Origin of the sequence: Streptomyces sp. CCM_MD2014, from assembly GCF_000772045.1 — a bacterium.
Taxonomy (GTDB): domain Bacteria; phylum Actinomycetota; class Actinomycetes; order Streptomycetales; family Streptomycetaceae; genus Streptomyces; species Streptomyces salinarius.
This window is the reverse complement of record NZ_CP009754.1, coordinates 7,954,319-7,972,209: the sequence shown is the minus strand read 5'-3', so window position 1 is coordinate 7,972,209 and position 17,891 is coordinate 7,954,319. Positions and strand designations below refer to the sequence as shown.

The following is a 17,891-nucleotide window of genomic DNA, read 5'->3' as shown; positions in this document are numbered from 1 at the left end:
CTGCGCACATCTCCTTCGCGGGGCGGTACGGAACGTCGGCCGCGGTGATGCGACGCCGGCTTGCCTCGATCCTGTGGCGGGCCCCGGCGGCGCGCGACTCGTGTGCGGTGCGCGGGTGACCGGCGCCGCGGACGGCCGGCGGGCGCGGCCTCGGACGGGTTTCCCGGGCGAGGTGCCTCAGGCGAGGTGTGCGAAGACGACCAGGTTGTCGGTGTAGTCCTTGACCTTGTGGTCGTAGTCGCCCGCACAGGTGATGAGGCGCACCTCGGGCCGGTCGGCGTCGCCGTAGACGCGTTCGCTCGGGAACTCGTCCTTGGCGAAGGTCTCCAGGCTGTCGACCACGAAGGTCGCCTCGCTCCCGTCCGCCCGCTCGACCTGGAACTTGTCACCCTTGTCGAGCTGGTCGAGGCGGGCGAAGACGGCGGCGGACGTCTTGGTGTCCACGTGCCCGGCGATGATCGAGGTTCCCTTCTCGCCGGGGGAGACGCCCTTGGCGTACCAGCCGACGAGGTTGGTGTTGCCGGCCGGCGGCGGTTCGAGCTGCCCCTTGTCGCCGATGGCGAGGTCGGTGAAGGGGGCGTCGACGGAGATTTCCGGGATGAGCAGGCGCACGGGCTTCGACCGGGGCAGGGCGGACTCGTCCTCATCGGCCTCGTCGGTCGCGGGCGGGGCGGACGAGGCGGTCGTGCCGGGCTGCGCGGGCAGCGGGGGGCGGGAGGAGTCGGCGGACGTGTCGTTGCCGCCGACCAGGCTCACCGCCAGGATCAGCAGGGCCACGCCGCACAGCACCATCAGGCCGGAGCGGGAACCCTGACCGGTCGTCGTCTCGTCGTCGGCGGGGAGCGGGGCGGGGGCGGAAGGGGTGACTGGCATCGGGACGACCTCACTGGGGCACGGCGGCGGGGCGGACGGGTGAGCGCGGGCGAGCCGGGCCGCCCCGTGGTTCGTGGGTGGCGGCCCGGCTGCTATCGCGCCCGGCACGGCTTACGCCACTCCGTGAGCCGACTTCTTGCGCCGGACGGCGTACAGGCCGGTCGCGGCGACGGCCAGGACGGCCAGCCCGCCCGCGGTCGTGGTCGGCGTGGCCAGTGCGCCGCCGCCGGTGTGCATCCCGCCGCGCGGCTTCTCGTGGTCGCCGCCGCCCCGGGAGCTCTCGCCCTCGTCCTGCTGGTAGGTCTGCGAGCCGCCCTCCTTGGACTCACGGCCGCCGCCGTCCCAGTCGCCCTCGCTCACCGCGGCCAGCGCACCGCCGCCGGTGTGCATGCCCCCGTGCGGCTTCTCGTGCTTGCTCGCGTTGTCCCGCTCCTCGCCGGAGTCGTCGTGGTTCCAGTCGCCCTCGCTCACCGCGGCCAGCGCGCCACCACCGGTGTGCATCCCGCCGCGCGGCTCGTCGTGCTTGCTTCCGTTGTCGTGCTCCTTGCTGTAGGAAGAGTCGTCGTGGTCCCAGTCACCACCGACGGCCGCGTAGGCGCCGGGAGCGCCGAGGACGAAGACGGCCGAGGCCGCCGCCGTGGTCAGGAGCATGCGAGCAGAACGCATCTGAGATTCCTTCCGTCACGGCCGGGCAGCTGGTGCTTCGTCAGCTGAGGTGACCCGGCCCCGACGTGAATTACCGTCAGCCCGCCGTCGGTCTCGCACCACTCAAGCCGGTCAGCCGGGTGAACGCCCCGCCCGTTCGGGCGCCGGGGCCGTCGTGCGCCGAGGGGGCGAACAGGTCGCGGCGGTGGCGGAGTTGGGCCGGCCGGACGGCCTGTCACCCGAGCCCGTCCGTCTTCCGGGGCCGCTACTCCTCCGGGTCCACGTGGGTGGGGTCCTGCACCTCGGCCTCCTGGCGGCGCGAGCCCGGGGCGGCTCGGTCGGGGGTGGCCTCGCTCTGCCCGGACTGGGGCGGCGGGGGCGGCTCGGTGTCACCGGGGGCACCCATGCCGGCGGCGGGCAGGCGCAGGGCGAGCAGGGCGACGTCGTCGCCGCGGGGCGCGATCCGGGCGAGCAGCTCGTCGCAGAAGTCGTCGACGTTCCACCGGTCCAGCCGCCGGACCAGGACGGCGGCGTGGTGGCGCAGCTTGTTCATGCCCACGTCGATCGGGCGGTCGCGGCTCTCCACCAGGCCGTCGGTGTAGAGCAGGAGGATGCTCTCGGGCGGGAGGTCCTCGCGGGTGTCGGGCCAGTCCAGGCCGAGGCGCAGGGTGGCGCTCATGCCGATGAGCGGTCCGTGGCCCCCCTCCAGGAAGCGGGTCCCGCCGTCCGGTGTGACCAGCAGGGGCGGAGGGTGACCCGCGTTGACCCAGTGCAGCCGCCAGGGGCCGCCCTCGGCTCCTTCGACGCGGGCGAAGACGAGGGTGGCCATGGGCGCGTCGCTGGTGTGGGTCACGGCCTCGTCCAGGCGCCGCATGATCACGCTGGGCGGCTCCTGGTGGTCCCAGGCGAGTGCGCGCAGCATGTTGCGGACCTCTGCCATGTGGGCGGCGGCCTGCAGGTCGTGTCCGACGACGTCCCCGATGACCAGGGCCATGACGCCGTCGTCGAGGAGGAAGGCGTCGTACCAGTCGCCGCCGACCTCCATGGCGCTCTCGGCGGGCCAGTAGCGGGCGGCCATCCGGAGGTGATCGACCTGCGGGAGCGGGGTGAGGAGCTGGCGCTGCATGGTCTCGGCGACGTTCTGCTGCTCGTGGTAGAGCCGCGCGTTGTCCAGGACCAGTCCGACGCGGCGGCCGATGTCGGCCAGCAGGGCGACCTCGGCCTCGGTGTGTGCGGGGTGCTCCCCGGCGCGGGCGACGGTGAGGATGCCGTAGGACCGCTGCCGGGTGCGCAGGGGGATGACGACGGCCGCGTGGCCGCCGAGCCGTTCGAACAGGACGCGGTGGGTCGCGGCGAGCGGGTGCTCCGGGTCCCGGCACAGTTCCCCGGCTTCCAGCGGGACGGGCCGGTCGCCCTTGATGAGCAGGGTCAGCGCGGCGCGGGCCTGGTCCGGCAGCGAGGTCATCGGCCCGCGCAGTGGCCGGGCGCGGTCCGGGTGGGTGCTGCTGCGGACGGCCACCCGTTCCAGTACGTCCGACTGGCCCTGGTACACGTCGACCGCGGCCCACTGGCCCAGTTCGGGCACCAGCAGCCGTACGAGACGGCGGAGGGTGGTGGAGGTGCGCTCGGTGGGCACCAGCACGGTGGAGATCTCGGCGACCAGGTGCAGCTGGGCGGTGAGGGTTTCCAGGGCGCCGGTCCGCGCCGCGGTCTCCTCGGCGGCGCTGCGGTGGAGGCTGAAGTCGTGGAAGACGAGGACCAGCCCCTCCTGGCGGCCTTCGCGGACGAGGGGGGTGGTCGCCCAGATGATGGGGACGGTGGTGCCGTCGGCCCGCTGGAAGTACTCGTCGCTCCCCTCCTCGGCGGGCACGCCGTGCAGCGGGCTGCGCAGTGCGCACCGTTCGCGCGGCACGGGGCTGCCGTCGGCGTGCCGGTGCAGGAGGTCGTGTGCGTCGTGCCCGAGCATCTCCTGCTCGGTACGTCCCAGCAGGTGCTCGGCCCAGGGGTTCACCGAGGTGATCCGGGCGGTGGGACCGAGGGTGAGGACGCCGGCTCCGAGGGCGCGCAGCACGGCACGGGAGAAGTCGGGCCCGGCGGGCTCCGGTGCGCCGTCCGCCTCGTCGTGCCCTGGTTCCTCGCCGTCCCGGTGGCCCGCCCAGCGTGACGTCACGACCCTCACAGCCTTCCGATGCCGTCCACCTCGCCAGGTTCCCCCGGCGGGCGCCGGTGAACCGCTCCACGCGGCCGAAGGAGGGAGGCCCGGGCACGTAAACGGGTCGCTCCGCCCGGCCGGTTCCCGTACGTTCGCCCGATGTCCGTGCTTCGAACCGAGCGTCTCGTACTCCGCGACTGGCGGGCGTCCGACCTGGACCCGTGGGCGGCCATGAACGCCGACCCGGTGGTCCGCGCGTACTTCCCGGGCGTGCTCACACGCGAGCAGAGCGTGGAGTCCGTGGCCCGTTTCCGGGCCGATTTGGACCGGCGCGGCTGGGGCTGGTGGGCGGTGGAGGTCGTCGCGACCGGCGAGTTCGCCGGGTTCGCGGGGCTGGATCCCGTGGAGGACGGCATGCCGTTCACCGGCGTGGAGGCGGGCTGGCGTCTGGCCCGCCCGGCCTGGGGGCACGGCTATGCCACCGAGGCCGCGCGGACCGTGGTGTCGCACGCCTTCGAGAGCCTGGGGCTGACGGAGGTGCTCGCGGTGACCGCGGCCGGCAATCTGCGCTCACGGGCGGTGATGGACCGCCTCGGCATGACCCACGACCCGGCCGACGACTTCGACGACCCGGGGATGCCCGAGGGCCCGCTGCGCCGCTCCGTCGTGTACCGGCTCCGGGCCGGGGACCACCGGCCCGGGGGGCGGTAGGCGCCGGGGGCCGGTGCCGTCGGCGGGGGTGGGGGTGGGTGGCGACTCTGCCGCCGGTGCGCCGCGGCGGAGCTGCCCGGAGCGTCGGCAGCCTCCGTCGGCCGTCCCTCCACGCCTCGGTCGCCGGATGGCCCGGGCGCGTACGGGAAGCGGTGCCGACCGCCGCGTACCGTGTTGCACGCGGCGTTCCGGCCGGCGGGCGTCAGGGGGCCTGTCGAGGGTTCGGCCGGTGCGGCACTGCGCGGCGCGTCCGGTCACGGCTTCGGCGGACGGCAGCGGCTCGGTGGAAGGGCGACGACGCCCCGGTGTGCGCCGCCGCGCAGGCGCCCGTCCTCGCGGGCCGTGGCGAAGGGTCCCGGTGGGGGGCTCGGCCGTCGCGGGGGCCGTTCGCGCCGGACCACGGACCGCGAGGGCGGAGGTCCGTGCCGGATCAGGCCGTGCGGTCGAGGGCGGCCGTGGTCCGCGGGTCGTCGGCGAGCCCGACCGCGGCCCTCATGCGCTTGCCGACCGGCTCCCTGTGCACCTCGAAGCTCTGGCAGACGGCCATGACTATCTCCAGCCCGTGCCGGCCGACGCGGTCGGGGTCCGGGGTCTCGGGTACCGGGAGCACCGGCTCGCTGTCCCACACCGTGACCTCCACCCGGTCCCCGGCGAGTTCGAGATCGACCGTCGAGGGACCGGGCGCGTACTTGCAGGCGTTCGTCAGCAGCTCGCTGACCACCAGTTGCACCACTTCCACCGCGCGGTCGGACACCCGGCCCTGCTGCGCGGCCCGCACACGTGCCAGAAAACCCCGGGCCAGCTCCCTGCCCCGGGCGATGTCGCCGGGAATGCCCTCGTACTGTGCCGAAACCCTGACCCGCTCGTCCCTCAGCCGGTCCCCGATGCGGGCAGCCCCGTCCATCCGATCCGCCCTCTTCCTGAGCCTTGACCGTTTACGCCAGCCCGTCTACCCGCGAATCCGGCAAACATCACCCGTCTCGGCACGTGCCCCGAGTGCCGGTGGCGTCAGGCGTGGGTGGGGCGCAGGACCAGGCAGAGGAAGCCGAAGGAGTCCCGGTAGCCCCGCAGCCATCCGTCGCGGTGGGCGGTGGCCGCCTCGAGTGCCTGCGCACGGTCCGGGTGGGTGGGGTGGTCCAGGGCCCACGCGGCCAGGGTCCCGGTCCAGGCCCATTCATAGGCGTCGAGTTCCCCGCGCGTGCTGATGTGCCCGCCCACGGGTGTCCAGCCTTCCGCGACGACCCGGTCGAGGGTGGTCGGCAGGTCGGAGAGGTCACCGAGCATCTCGATGGCCTCGGGGGACGGATCGTGTTCCCAGAATCCGTCGCCGACCAGGAGGCGTTCGCCGGGTGCCAGGTGGTCGCGCGCGGCGGCGAGGGTGGCGGTCAGGCCGCCGAAGGCATGGGTGGCGCCGACGCAGAGGACCAGGTCGAAGCGGTGCGAGGCGGAGAAGCCGGCCGCTTCCCGGCGGTGCAGGGTCAGCCGGTCCGCCACACCGAGCCGCGCCGCCGACGCACGGGCGTGGTCGAGCGCGGCCTCGGAGACGTCGACGCCCTCGGCCGTGAGGCGGGGATACTCGGCGAGGGCGCGCAGGAGCCATTCCCCGCCGCCGCAGCCCAGATCGAGGACCCGGGCGCCGTCGCCGGGTACGGCGCGGGCCAGGAGCCGTCCTACGGACTCGTCGTCGAGCGGGGCCGCGATCGGGTGGTCGGCATGGGCGAGTCGGGATATCTGTTCACGTTCCACCGGCGGAGCCTCGCACGGCGGGTGCGGGTCGCGCATCCCCTTTCCGGGCCGCCGACTCGGCGGTTTCCAGTCTGGCCGGCGCCGGTCATGTGGCCGATCCTGGTGACCACGTCGTGGAGCCGGGTGGCCGCCGGGGCCGCGCGGCCCGAGCTGGGGGTGGCCACGTGACGCAGGACGGACAGGTCTCCGCACGGAAGGCGGACCGGGGGCGGCCCCGGCCGGCGTGTCCGGTCGGCCGGGCGGCGGACGGGACCTGGCAGGTGCACGATTTCGCCGTCGCGCGGGCGCTGCTGCGCGCCCCGGGCACCGTGCAGGCGGGTCTCGGCGTCGAGACGGTGGAGAAGCTCCCGCCGCGCGTGCGCCGGCCCGTGCTCTACCGGGACGGCCCCGAGCACCGGGAGCACCGCAGGCAGACCGCCCGCTACTTCACGCCGCGCAGGGTGGACGAGCACTACCGCGAGCCGATGGTCCGCATCGCCGAGGAGCAGGTGGCCATCCTGCGCTCGGCCGGCGAGGCGCCGCTCTCCGACCTCGCCTTCGGTCTGGCCATCGGCGTGGTCGGCGAGGTAGTCGGGCTGCGGTACGGCAGGCCCGGCATCCGCCGCAGACTGGAGAGGTTCTTCCCGGAGGAGTTCGGCGAACCGGGACTGACCAGTGTCCGCGGTCTGTACTGGCTGGTGCGGCAGAACGTCAACTGGCTCCGCATCCACCTGGCCGACGTACGCCCCGCGATCCGCGCGCACCGACGCCGCGCGCACGACGATCTGATCTCCCACCTGCTCGCGGAGGGCTGCTCGGACGTCGAGATCCTCGGCGAGTGCCTGACGTTCGCGGCGGCCGGCATGGTCACCACGCGGGAGTTCGTGTGCCTGGCCGCCTGGCACCTGTTCTCGGACGCCGAGTTGCTCCACCACTACCGGACAGCGGACGAGGCGGGGCGCCTCGCCGTCCTCGAGGAGCTGCTGCGGCTCGAACCCGTCATCGGGCGGTTGCGCAGGCGTGCCACCGAGTCCCTGGAGCTTTCCTGCCCCGACGGTCCGGTGACGGTGTGCCCCGGCGAGTACGTCGAGGTCCACCTGGACGACGCGAACGCGGACCCACAGGCCGTGGGCGAGGACCCGCTGCTCGTCCGTCCCCACCGCGCCGGGGCGGTCGGTGCGGGGCTCTCCTTCGGCGACGGGCCGCACCGGTGTCCCGGGGCGCACGTCGCCCTGCTGGAGACCGATGTGTTCCTCAGCCGCCTGTTCGCCCTCGACGGCGTGCGGATGAGCGGGAAGCCGCGCGTCGCCTTCCAGAAGGCCATCGACGGCTACGAGATCCGGGACCTGACCGTGGCACTCCCCCGGGCCGGCCGTGGCTGACCGGCCCGGGGACCGGCGTACGGCGCCGGCGGCGGGGCGTCAGCCGCCGAGGGCGGCGAGGACGACGCCCTTGGCCTCCTCCTGCACCTGCCGGAGGTGGTCCGCGCCGCGGAACGACTCGCCGTAGATCTTGTAGACGTCCTCGGTGCCGGAGGGGCGGGCCGCGAACCAGGCGTTCTCGGTGGTCACCTTGATGCCGCCGATGGGGGCGCCGTTGCCGGGCGCCTCGGTGAGGACGCCGGTGACGGGCTCCCCGGCGAGGGTGTCGGCGGTCACCTGGGCCGGGGAGAGCTTGGCCAGGCGGGCCTTCTCCTCACGGGTGGCGGGGGCGTCGATGCGCGCGTAGGCGGGCTCGCCGAAGCGGGCGGTGAGCGCGGCGTAGTGCTCGGAGGGCGTCTTGCCGGTGACGGCGGTCATCTCGGAGGCGAGCAGGGCGAGGATGATGCCGTCCTTGTCGGTGGTCCACACGGAGCCGTCCCGGCGCAGGAAGGAAGCTCCGGCGGACTCCTCGCCGCCGAAGCCGAGGGAGCCGTCGACCAGGCCGTCCACGAACCACTTGAAGCCCACGGGGACTTCGACCAGACGGCGGTCCAGGTCGGCGGCGACCCGGTCGATCATGCCGGAGGACACCAGCGTCTTGCCGACGCCCGCGTCGGCCGGCCAGTCGGCGCGGTGGGCGTACAGGTAGGCGATGGCGGTGGCGAGGTAGTGGTTGGGGTTCATCAGGCCGCCGTCGGGGGTGACGATGCCGTGGCGGTCGGCGTCGGCGTCGTTGCCGGTGGCGATGGTGAAGCGGTCGCGCTGCTCGATGAGGGAGGCCATGGCGTGCGGCGACGAGCAGTCCATGCGGATCTTGCCGTCCCAGTCGAGCGTCATGAACCGCCAGGTCGGGTCGGCGAGCGGGTTGACCACCGTCAGGTCCAGGCGGTGCTGCTCGGCGATCCGGCCCCAGTACGCGACGGAGGCGCCGCCGAGCGGGTCCGCGCCGATGCGCACGCCGGCCGAGCGGATCGCGTCGAGGTCGAGGACGCTCGGCAGGTCGCGGACGTAGGCGTCGAGGAAGTCGTAGCGGCCGGTCCCCGGCGCGGCGAGCGCCTGGGCGTGGGGGACACGGCGTACGTCCTTCAGTCCCGCCGTGATGATCTCGTTGGCCCGGTCCTGGATCCAGGAGGTGGCGTCCGAGCCCGCGGGGCCGCCGTGCGGCGGGTTGTACTTGAAGCCGCCGTCGGCGGGCGGGTTGTGCGAGGGGGTGACGACCACGCCGTCGGCGAGGCCCGAGGTGCGGCCCCGGTTGTGGGTGAGGATGGCGTGGGAGACCGCCGGCGTGGGGGTGTAGCCGTCCGCGGCGTCGATGAGGACGGTCACGTCGTTGGCGGCGAACACCTCCAGCGCGGTTACCCTCGCGGGCTCCGACAGGGCATGGGTGTCGGCGCCCAGGAAGAGCGGGCCGTCGGTGCCCTGTGCGGTGCGGTACTCGCAGATCGCTTGGCTGGTGGCGGCGATGTGGTCCTCGTTGAACGCCGCCGCCAGGGACGAGCCCCGGTGCCCCGACGTCCCGAAGGTCACGCGCTGCCCCGGCTCGGCCGGGTCCGGGTGCAGGGCGTAGTACGCCGTCACCAGCCGGGCGACGTCGATCAGGTCCTCGGGGCCGGCCGGCTGTCCGGCTCGGTCGTGCTGCATGCGCCCACTCCTCCGCGTCGGTCGGGACTTCACTCGCGGGTCCCATCTTCCCCTGTCCCGGCAGCGGCGGCGGCAGTGGCACGGTGCGTTCCGGCCGGTGTCAGATCCGGCCGCCGGTGAGACGGGTGAGGGGCCCGTGCGTGTGCCGTCCGGCGCGGCGGCCCACGGCGTAGGACGCGGCGCTCACGGCGGTGAGGCCGGCGCCGATGCCGGCGGCGACGAGTTTGCGCTGGGCGAGGGCGGTCCAGGCCGTCCTGGCCGTGGCCGCGACCTGGCCGGAGGTGGTGGCGACGGCCTGGCGGCCGACCGCGACGCCCTTGGCCGCGGACTGCACGGCCCCGTTCGCGGCGCCGGCGGAACGCCGGGCACCGGCCTTGGCGGCCGACGCGGCGTCACCCGCCTTCCCCGCCGCGGCCTGTCCCGCGCGTCCGCCGGGCGCGGTCGCCTTCTGCGCGGCGCCCTGCGTCTTGGCCTCGGCGGTCCGCGTGCCGGTCTGCTTCTTGCTCGTGTCCTTGTTCGGATCGCTCATGGACACCGCTTTGCCCCTCACCGCGCCGGCAAACGCGGCGGCCCCGCACGGGTGGGTGACGGCCGGGCGCTCGACGGGGCTCCGTCGTCGGGGTGTTGTCCCGTTCACCGCGGCAGACCCGGCAACGCGCGCGGTTCGATCCTCTCCTCCGCCGCGGTGTCACCGTCGCGTACGACCACATAGGCGCCCTTGCCCGGGACCTCCGTGACGGCTTCGGCCAGTTCGGTGCCGCGGTAGACGAGACCGACGCCGTCGTCCGTGCAGTGGGCGGTGGGCAGAGTGCCGTCGGCGACGAGGCGGTGGATCAGCGGGCGGCGGCCCGGGTCCACGTCGTAGTGGACGCCGTTGCCGTAGGGCAGGAAGTCCAACGCATTGGTGATCGGGCGCAGTTCGGGGCCGAAGGAGTCGGTCGCGCCGCCCCTGAACCAGCACAGGGAGCCGGCGCTCACGCCGCTGAGCACCACACCCGCCTCCCACGCCCGGCGCATGACGCGATCCACGCCGTGCACGCGCCACACCGCCAGCAGGTTGGCCACCGAGCCGCCCATGACCCAGACGACGTCCTGGGCGAGTACGGTCTCCTCGATGTCCTCCACATTGGGCATGGGGAACAGGTGCAGCGGTGTCAGGTCGAACCCGGCGACTCGGGCGGCCTCGGTCATACGGGCGGTGAAGTGCTCGGCGTCCCCGATGGCGGTCCCGACGTACAGGACGCGGGGGCGCCGGCCGTGCGCGCCGGAGAGTTCCACCGCGTGGTGCACCAGGGCGTCGAAGGCCACCATGGTCCGGCCGCCCGCGCGGTGCCCGCCGGAGGTGGCGACGATGGTGGGCTCGGGTGCCGTCATGCCAGTGATCCTAACGGCCCTCCCCGAAGTCCTTCCGCGGACCGCGACGGCCGGCGCCGGCACCCCCTCGCCGGAGTCCTCGCTTCCCTCAACTCCTGCCACTACGTTGTGTCTTGAGTGATCGATGCCGACACCGGAGGACCTCACCATGCCCGAGTCGCCCGCCGTGAACGACGCGCGCGGCAGGATCAGGACGGACCAGCCGCACACGGCCCGGATCTGGAACTACTGGCTGGGAGGCAAGGACAACTATCCGGTCGACCAGCAGGCAGGCGACCGGATACGCCAACTGCACCCGGGCATCGGCGACTACGCCCTCGCGGACCGCCGGTTCCTGGGCCGTGCGGTGCGCCGGCTCGTCGGCGAGTACGGCATCCGGCAGTTCCTCGACATCGGCACCGGCCTGCCCTCGGCGGACAACACCCACGAGGTCGCCCAGCGCATCGCGCCCGAGTCCCGCATCGTCTACGTCGACAACGACCCGATCGTCCTGGCCCACGCCGAGGCGCTGCTCACCAGTACGCCCGAGGGCCGCACCGACTACCTCGACGAGGACCTGCGCAACGTCGACACCATCCTGGAGCACGCCGCGCGCACGCTGGACTTCGGCGAGCCGGTGGCGCTGATGCTGCTCGGCGTCGTCATCTTCGTCGAGGAGGACGACGAGGCGTACGGACTCGTGCGACGGCTCGTCGACGCCCTGCCGGCCGGCAGCCACCTCGTCCTGTCGCACACCGTGACCCGGCCGGACATGCCGGACGTCGACGCGGCTGTGGCCTTCTGGAACGAGCACGGCACGCCGAAGCTGACCCAGCGCACCCCGGAGGCGGTCACCCGCTTCTTCGACGGCCTGGAACTGCTTCCGCCCGGCGTGGTCTCCTGCAACCGCTGGCACGCCGAGAGCGGCGACGGCGAACTCCCCGCCGAGGTGGCCATGTTCGGCGGGGTGGGCCGCAAGGCGTGAGCCCGGCCGGTGACGCTCACGTCACCGGCGCCGTCGGGGGCAGCTGGGCCGGGCTCACCTGCTCGCCCAGCACCTCGGCCATGAACTGCACGAGCCAGCGCTGCGCCGGGCTGCGCGAGGACTCGTGCCGTGCGTACAGGGCGATCTCGATGGGCTCGGTCTCGAACGGCAGCCGCACCAGCCGTACCCGGTGGGAGGCGGTGAAGACCTCGCCGACGTACTCCGGGACGATGGCCACGAGGTCGGTCTGTTCCAGCAGGTAGGGCAGCATCGAGAAGCGGGTGGCGTCCACGGCCACCCGCTCCAGGAGTCCGTGCGCGCCCAGCAGGGCCCTGGGCGTGACGTGTCCGCTCGGGCCGAACACCGTGGCGTGGTGCTCCGCCGCGAGGTCCGCCGCCGTGACCTCGTCGCCCCGCACCCGCGGATGGTCCGCGGCGACCATCAGGACGTAGCGCTCGCGGAAGAGCGGGATGCGCACGGTCAGGTGCGAGGTGATCACCGGCGTGGCCACGAACGCGTCGAGGTCGCCCCGGCGCAGCTGTCCCTCGGCGTCGTCCACGTCGAAGGGGCGGACGGTGAACGACACCCCGGGCGCCCGCTCGCGCGCGGCGGCCACGAGCCTCGGCAGCAGCGTCGCCTCGCCGAGGTCGGACAGGGCGATGGTGAAGCGGCCCGACATCGTTCCGGCGTCGAAGACGTCGCCCTGGCGGACCGTCCCGTCGATTTCCGCCAGCGCGCGCTGGAGCGGCAGGTACAGCCGCCGGGCGCCGGCCGTGGGGGTCAGACCGCGTCCGTTGCGGCGGAACAGCTCGTCGTCGAAGTGCCGCCGCAGCTTGCCCAGGCTGTAGCTGACGGTGGGCTGCGTGACGTGGAGCGTCTCGGCGGTGGCCGTGACGCTGCCGGTCTCGTAGAGCAGCACGAAGACGCGGGCCAGGTTGAGATCGAAGGTCCCCATATCGAAAAACTCTATATCGGAGTGGCGAAACATCTATTGGTGCCCATGTCGCGGGGTGCCTAGCGTGTGCCGCGTCACTTCGAAAGGAATGTCCGTGCCATCCGTGCGTCGTGTCTCCCACGATTTCCTGGAGCGCCAGGGACTCACCACCGTCTTCGGCAATCCGGGCTCCAACGAGCTGCCCTTCCTCGCCGGGCTGCCCGAGGGCTTCCGTTACGTCCTCGGCCTGCACGAGGGCGCCGTCGTCGGCATGGCCGACGGGTACGCCCAGGCGACCGGCCGCCCGGTGCTGGTCAACCTGCACGCCGCCTCCGGTTCCGGCAACGCGATGGGCGCCCTGACGAACGCCGTCGCATCCCGTACGCCGCTCGTGGTGGTGGCCGGGCAGCAGGTGCGCCCCGCCATCGGCCCCGAGGCCAACCTGGCCAGCGTCGACGCCCCGGCACTGATGAAGCCGCTGGTCGGCTGGGCGGCGGAGCCCGCGTGTGCCGGGGACGTGCCGCGTGCGCTCGCCCAGGCCGTGTTCGAGGCGCGGCTCCAGCGCCGGCCGACGTACCTGTCCGTGCCGTACGACGACTGGTCGGCCGAGGTCGACGCCAACGCCCTGGCCGTGCTCGACCGGCAGGTGCTGCGGGCCTCGGCGCCCGGGGAGGAACAGCGCCGGTGGCTCGTGGAGCGGGTCGCCTCGGCCGAGCGCCCCGCGCTGGTGCTGGGCGGCGACATCGACTCCGCCGGCCGCTTCGACGACGCCGTGCGGCTGGCCGAGCGGCTCGGCGGGCCGGTGTGGGCGGCGCCCTCGCAGTTCCGGCTGCCGTTCCCGAACCGGCATCCGCAGTTCAGGGGCGTGCTGCCCGCCGGGATCGCGCCGATCTCCGAGGCCTTCGAGGGCCACGACCTGGTGCTCGTGCTGGGCGCGCCGGTCTTCCGCTACCACGAGCACCTGCCCGGCCGGTACCTGCCCGAGGGCACCCGGCTGATCCAGGTGACCGAGGACGCCTCCGCGGCGGCGCGGGCGCCCATGGGCGAGGCGCTGGTCGCGGACCCGGGCGCCGTCATCGACGTGCTCCTGGAGTCGCTCGGCGCGACCGGTACGCCCGCACACCCTTACCGTCCCGTGCCCGGGCCGCTGACCGCCGAGGCGCCGGGCCTGCACCCCGAGCAGGTCTTCGCCGCGTTGCGCGACGAGATGCCCGAGGACACCGCGTACGTCGTCGAGTCGACCTCGACCAACGCGGCGTGGTGGCGCCAGATGGACCTGCGCCGCCCGGGTTCGTACTACTTCCCGGCGGCCGGCGGGCTCGGTTTCGGTCTGCCCGGCGCGGTCGGCGTGGCGATGGCACAGCCCGACCGCCCGGTGGTCGGAGTGATCGGCGACGGTTCGGCCAACTACGGCATCACCGCCCTGTGGACGGCCGCGCAGCACCGCGTACCGCTGACCGTCGTCCTGCTGCGCAACGGCACCTACGGGGCGCTGCGCTGGTTCGGCGGGCTGCTCGGCGTGCCGGACGCGCCCGGGCTCGACATCCCGGGTCTCGACTTCACCCGTGTCGCGGAGGGATACGGCGTACGGGCCCAGCACGTGGGCGGGGCGGACGAGTTGCGCGCCGCGCTCGCCGAGCGTCCGGAGGGTCCCCGGCTGATCCAGGTGGACACGGCGCTCACCACGCCCTCCTGAACCGACTCGCACACACACCGAAGATCCCGAAGAGAGGGAAGACGATGACACTCCTGGACAGCGACGTCTGGGGCGGGAAGTTCCACAGCGACGGCTGGCGGCACTCCCCCGCCGAGCAGCCGGTGACCGAGCCCGCCACGGGCGGCCGGCTCGGCACGGTGGGCCTGGCCACGGCCGAGGACGTGAACCGCGCCGCCGCCCGGGCCGCCGAGGCCCAGCGCGCGTGGGCGGCGACCTCGCCGCAGCGGCGGGCGGCCGTGCTGCGGCGCGCGGGCGAGCTGTTCACCGAGCACGCCGCCGAGATCGAGGACTGGCTGGTGCGCGAGGCCGGCTCGGTGCGCTCCAAGGCCTCCTTCGAGGCGGGGCTGGCGATCGGCGAGTGCTTCGAGTGCGCCGGGCTTCCCACGCATCCGCAGGGCGAGGTGCTCACCTCGGAGGACGCCCGCTGGTCGCTCGCCCGGCGCCGCCCGGCCGGTGTCGTCAGCGTGATCGCGCCCTTCAACTTCCCGCTCATCCTCGGCCTGCGGTCCGTGGCCCCGGCGCTGGCGCTCGGCAACGCGGTGCTGCTGAAGCCGGACCCGCGCACCGCCGTGAGCGGAGGCGTCGTCATCGCCCGGATCTTCGAGGAGGCCGGGCTCCCCGACGGTGTCCTGCACCTGCTGCCGGGCGACGGTTCGGTGGGCCGGGCGGTCGTCGAGGCGCCCGAGGTACGGGTGATCTCGTTCACCGGTTCCACTCCGGTCGGGCGGGCGATCGGCGAGCAGGCCGGGCGGCTGCTCAAGCGGGCGCACCTGGAGCTGGGCGGCAACAACGCGCTGGTCGTGCTGCCGGGCGCGGACGTCGCGAAGGCGGCCTCGGCGGGCGCGTTCGGTTCGTACCTGCACCAGGGGCAGATCTGCATGACGACCGGCCGGCACATCGTGCACGAGTCGCTGGTGGAGGAGTACACCGCCGCGCTCGCCGCGAAGGCCGAGGCACTGCCGGTGGGCGACCCGGCGCGGGAGGACGTGGCGCTGGGTCCGATCATCGACCGCCGGCAGCTGGAGCGGGTGCACGGCATCGTCACCGACAGCGTCGCGGCGGGCGCCAAGGTCGCCGCGGGCGGCGAGATCGACGGCGCCGGCTACCGCGCCACCGTGCTGACCGGCCTGACCACGGACATGCCGGCCTGGCGCGAGGAGATCTTCGGCCCGGTGGCGCCGGTCATCTCCTTCTCCACGGCCGAGGAGGCCGCGCGGATCGTCAACGACTGCGAGTACGGGCTGTCGGTCGGCATCCTCGGCGACGTCGGTACGGCGATGAAGCTCGCCGACCGGATCGACTCCGGCAAGGTGCACATCAACGAGCAGACGGTCAGCGACGAGCCCAACGCCCCCTTCGGCGGGGTCAAGGCCTCCGGGACCGGCTCCCGGTTCGGCGGTGCCGCCGCCAACGTCGAGGCGTTCACCGAGACCCAGTGGCTCACGGTCCGCCCGGACATCGCCGACTACCCGTTCTGACCGCTCCGGTCGCCCGTACCGGTTCCATCCGGCCGCCCCGGCCGTTCCGGCTCCGCTCATTCACACCCGTCCCCCGGGGGGAGAGTCATCATGGCTTCCACCACCACGTCCGGCACGCCCGCGCAGACCGGCCGCGCCGTCAGTGGCACCTGGACGGTGGTCCTGTGCTGGATCACCGTCCTGCTCGAGGGCTACGACCTCGTCGTCCTCGGCGCCATCATCCCCACCCTGCTCAAGACCCACCATCTCGGCATGACCGCGGGCGACGCGACCACCATCGCGACGCTCTCGCTCGTCGGCGTCGCCATCGGCGCGGTCTGCGTCGGACCGCTGGCCGACCGGCTGGGCCGCCGCCGCCTGCTCATCGGCTCGGTCGTGCTCTTCTCGGTCCTGACCGTCGTGGTGCCGCTGGCGAACTCCGTCGCGATGTTCGCGGCGCTGCGTCTGCTCGCCGGTCTGGGCCTGGGCGCCTGCATGCCGGTCTCGCTCACGATGATGGCCGAGCACATGCCGGCCAGCCGCCGGGCGCGGGCCAGCACGCTCACCATGACCGGCTACCACACCGGTGCGGTCATCACCTCGCTGCTGGCCCTCCAGGTGACCGACAACTGGGAGATCCTCTTCTACCTGCTCGGCGTCGTCGGTCTCGTGATCGCCGCGATCCAGTGGTTCAAGCTGCCGGAGTCGGAGGCCTTCGAGCGGGCCAGGCAGGACGGGACGCGGCGGGTGCCGTTCACCGAGCTGCTCAAGCCGGCCTACCTGCGCGCGGGCATCGGCGTCTGGGTCGCCTCCTTCATGGGCCTGCTGCTGGTCTACGGCCTCAACACCTGGCTGCCGAAGCTGATGAACGACGCCGGCTACCCCGTGCCGACGGCCGTGACCCAGCTCCTGGTGCTCAACATCGGCGGCGTCGTCGGCCTGGTCCTGGGCGGGTTCGTCGCCGACCGGCGGGGCATCAAGGGCACGACCATGGCCTGGTTCGCGGTCTCGGTGCTCATGCTGGGGTGCCTGAGCATCAAGATGGAGAGCGACCTGCTGCTCAACGTCGTCGTCTTCTTCACCGGCGTCTTCGTCTTCTCGGCCATGGTGCTCGTCTACGCCTACGTGACGCACTTCTACCCGGCGTCCGTGCGGAGCACCGCGCTGGGTTCGGCGTCCGGGATCGGCCGGATCGGCTCGATCGTCGGCCCGTCGATCACCGGCGCGCTGGTCGCCTCGGGGGTCGGCCACCCGTGGGGCTTCTACTTCTTCGCCGCGGTGGCGGTGCTCGGGTTCCTGGCCGTGGCGACACTGCCGCGCGGCGGTGGGAGCGAGCCGGCCGAGGCCGTACCCGCGGCGCCCGCCGCACCGGCCGGGTGACGCCCCTGACGACAGCATGAGGAACGGGAGCAGTGGGCCGCGCGGCCCGCTGCTCCCGTCGGTGTCCGGGGGTGGTCTCTCAGTCCTTGTCGACCTTCTGGCTCAGCACCTTGCCGTTGGCCGCGTCGACGACGACGGAGGTCTTGTCCCAGTTCTTCTTGTCGACCACGTCGACGTCCCAGACGACCTGCTGGTCGTCGTTGTCGCCGAGCTCGACATGGGTGACGGTGCCCTTGGCCTTCTCGGTGGCCGCCTTGACCGCCTGCTCCGGGGTCTGCTTGGCCTTGTCCAGCCACTCGGTGATCTGGGTCTTGTCGTCGGGGTCCTGGTCCGGGTCGACCATGGTGCGGAAGACCTTGCCGCTCACCGCGTCGATGTCGATGCGGTGCAGGGTGCCGTCGGACTGGGCGACCTTGGCCTCCCACTCCGGGGCGCCCTCACTGGGCGCGGGGTTCGGCATGCTGGGACTCGCCGAACCGGTCGGCGAGCCGCTCGGCGACGCGGTGGCGTCGGCGTCGGTGCGCTTGAGTTCGAGGTCCACGAGCTTGCCCTCGGGGACCTCCTTGACGGCGGTGTCGGCGGCCTTGTCCCAGGTGACCTTCGCCTTCGAGACGAGGTCCTTGCGCTCGGTCTGGTCCTCGTTCATCGAGGCCGTGGGCGAGCCGGTGGGGGACGCGGACTGGGTATCGGTGGCGGTCGGGGACGGCGACTCGGTCTGAGCCGCCTCCGCGACGCTGGAACGGGTGGTATCGGCGTTGGTGCAGGCCGTCAGCAGCAGGGCGGAGGCGCCCAGGGCACCCGCGACGGCCAGCGAACGCACGGGGGGAAGTCGTCGTGCAGAGCTCATGATGCTGTCCGTAACCGTTCCGTCACGCAGACACACCGTGCCGGTACGAA

The 17,891-nt window shown here is 73.4% G+C and carries 16 protein-coding genes; 6 read left to right on the top strand and 10 right to left on the bottom strand.

Annotation, left to right across the window (positions count from 1 at the left end; translation table 11 throughout):
- Positions 1-177: 177 nt before the first annotated feature.
- The 3 genes from NI25_RS35670 to NI25_RS35660 all read right to left on the bottom strand — a co-directional run bounded on the left by NI25_RS35670 (position 178) and on the right by NI25_RS35660 (position 3,688).
- Positions 178-873, bottom strand: coding sequence for a class F sortase (locus NI25_RS35670; protein ID WP_061446434.1), 696 nt, complete (start codon positions 871-873; stop codon positions 178-180).
- A 111-nt stretch (positions 874-984) separates the two neighbouring features.
- The gene (locus tag NI25_RS35665) at positions 985-1,539 is read right to left on the bottom strand and encodes a hypothetical protein (RefSeq protein WP_061446433.1); all 555 of its coding nucleotides are present in this window, start codon (positions 1,537-1,539) and stop codon (positions 985-987) included.
- Between the two features lie 244 nt (positions 1,540-1,783).
- Positions 1,784-3,688: a SpoIIE family protein phosphatase gene (locus NI25_RS35660; protein ID WP_199561075.1), complete on the bottom strand. Its 1,905-nt coding sequence runs from the start codon at positions 3,686-3,688 to the stop codon at positions 1,784-1,786.
- Positions 3,689-3,829: 141 nt separating this feature from the next.
- Between NI25_RS35660 and NI25_RS35655 the strand changes: the two genes are divergently transcribed.
- The gene (locus tag NI25_RS35655) at positions 3,830-4,381 is read left to right on the top strand and encodes a GNAT family N-acetyltransferase (protein WP_061446432.1); all 552 of its coding nucleotides are present in this window, start codon (positions 3,830-3,832) and stop codon (positions 4,379-4,381) included.
- Positions 4,382-4,811: 430 nt separating this feature from the next.
- Here the strand turns inward: NI25_RS35655 and NI25_RS35650 are convergent, their stop codons facing one another.
- Both NI25_RS35650 and NI25_RS35645 read right to left on the bottom strand, forming a co-directional pair.
- Positions 4,812-5,285: an ATP-binding protein gene (locus NI25_RS35650; protein ID WP_061446431.1), complete on the bottom strand. Its 474-nt coding sequence runs from the start codon at positions 5,283-5,285 to the stop codon at positions 4,812-4,814.
- Positions 5,286-5,389: 104 nt separating this feature from the next.
- Complete coding sequence (locus NI25_RS35645; RefSeq protein ID WP_061447239.1) at positions 5,390-6,127, bottom strand: SAM-dependent methyltransferase; 738 nt, start codon at positions 6,125-6,127, stop codon at positions 5,390-5,392.
- A gap of 164 nt (positions 6,128-6,291) precedes the next feature.
- Between NI25_RS35645 and NI25_RS35640 the strand changes: the two genes are divergently transcribed.
- The gene (locus NI25_RS35640) at positions 6,292-7,488 is read left to right on the top strand and encodes a cytochrome P450 (protein ID WP_061446430.1); all 1,197 of its coding nucleotides are present in this window, start codon (positions 6,292-6,294) and stop codon (positions 7,486-7,488) included.
- Positions 7,489-7,527: 39 nt separating this feature from the next.
- Here the strand turns inward: NI25_RS35640 and pgm are convergent, their stop codons facing one another.
- From pgm to NI25_RS35625, 3 genes are all read right to left on the bottom strand, one after another.
- Complete coding sequence (gene pgm / locus NI25_RS35635) at positions 7,528-9,168, bottom strand: phosphoglucomutase (alpha-D-glucose-1,6-bisphosphate-dependent) (RefSeq protein ID WP_061446429.1); 1,641 nt, start codon at positions 9,166-9,168, stop codon at positions 7,528-7,530.
- A 100-nt stretch (positions 9,169-9,268) separates the two neighbouring features.
- Positions 9,269-9,697: a hypothetical protein gene (locus NI25_RS35630; protein ID WP_061447238.1), complete on the bottom strand. Its 429-nt coding sequence runs from the start codon at positions 9,695-9,697 to the stop codon at positions 9,269-9,271.
- Between the two features lie 104 nt (positions 9,698-9,801).
- Complete coding sequence (locus NI25_RS35625; protein ID WP_061446428.1) at positions 9,802-10,542, bottom strand: peptidase E; 741 nt, start codon at positions 10,540-10,542, stop codon at positions 9,802-9,804.
- A gap of 148 nt (positions 10,543-10,690) precedes the next feature.
- Here NI25_RS35625 and NI25_RS35620 point away from each other — a divergent pair, with 148 nt between their 5' ends.
- A complete protein-coding gene (locus NI25_RS35620; RefSeq protein ID WP_061447237.1) occupies positions 10,691-11,506 on the top strand; it encodes an SAM-dependent methyltransferase in 816 nt (271 codons plus the stop codon).
- Between the two features lie 16 nt (positions 11,507-11,522).
- Here NI25_RS35620 and NI25_RS35615 read toward each other — a convergent pair whose 3' ends face one another.
- Positions 11,523-12,461, bottom strand: coding sequence for a LysR family transcriptional regulator (locus NI25_RS35615; protein ID WP_061446427.1), 939 nt, complete (start codon positions 12,459-12,461; stop codon positions 11,523-11,525).
- Positions 12,462-12,555: 94 nt separating this feature from the next.
- Between NI25_RS35615 and mdlC the strand changes: the two genes are divergently transcribed.
- The 3 genes from mdlC to NI25_RS35600 all read left to right on the top strand — a co-directional run bounded on the left by mdlC (position 12,556) and on the right by NI25_RS35600 (position 16,994).
- Positions 12,556-14,136: a benzoylformate decarboxylase gene (gene mdlC, locus NI25_RS35610; RefSeq protein WP_061446426.1), complete on the top strand. Its 1,581-nt coding sequence runs from the start codon at positions 12,556-12,558 to the stop codon at positions 14,134-14,136.
- A 44-nt stretch (positions 14,137-14,180) separates the two neighbouring features.
- Positions 14,181-15,635: a benzaldehyde dehydrogenase gene (locus tag NI25_RS35605; RefSeq protein WP_061446425.1), complete on the top strand. Its 1,455-nt coding sequence runs from the start codon at positions 14,181-14,183 to the stop codon at positions 15,633-15,635.
- A 90-nt stretch (positions 15,636-15,725) separates the two neighbouring features.
- The gene (locus NI25_RS35600) at positions 15,726-16,994 is read left to right on the top strand and encodes an MFS transporter (RefSeq protein ID WP_061446424.1); all 1,269 of its coding nucleotides are present in this window, start codon (positions 15,726-15,728) and stop codon (positions 16,992-16,994) included.
- A 79-nt stretch (positions 16,995-17,073) separates the two neighbouring features.
- On the opposite strand, the gene NI25_RS35595 is transcribed toward NI25_RS35600, so the two are convergent.
- Entirely contained in the window at positions 17,074-17,841 is a 768-nt protein-coding gene (locus tag NI25_RS35595; protein ID WP_061446423.1) for a PepSY domain-containing protein, read from the bottom strand.
- Positions 17,842-17,891 lie beyond the last annotated feature (50 nt).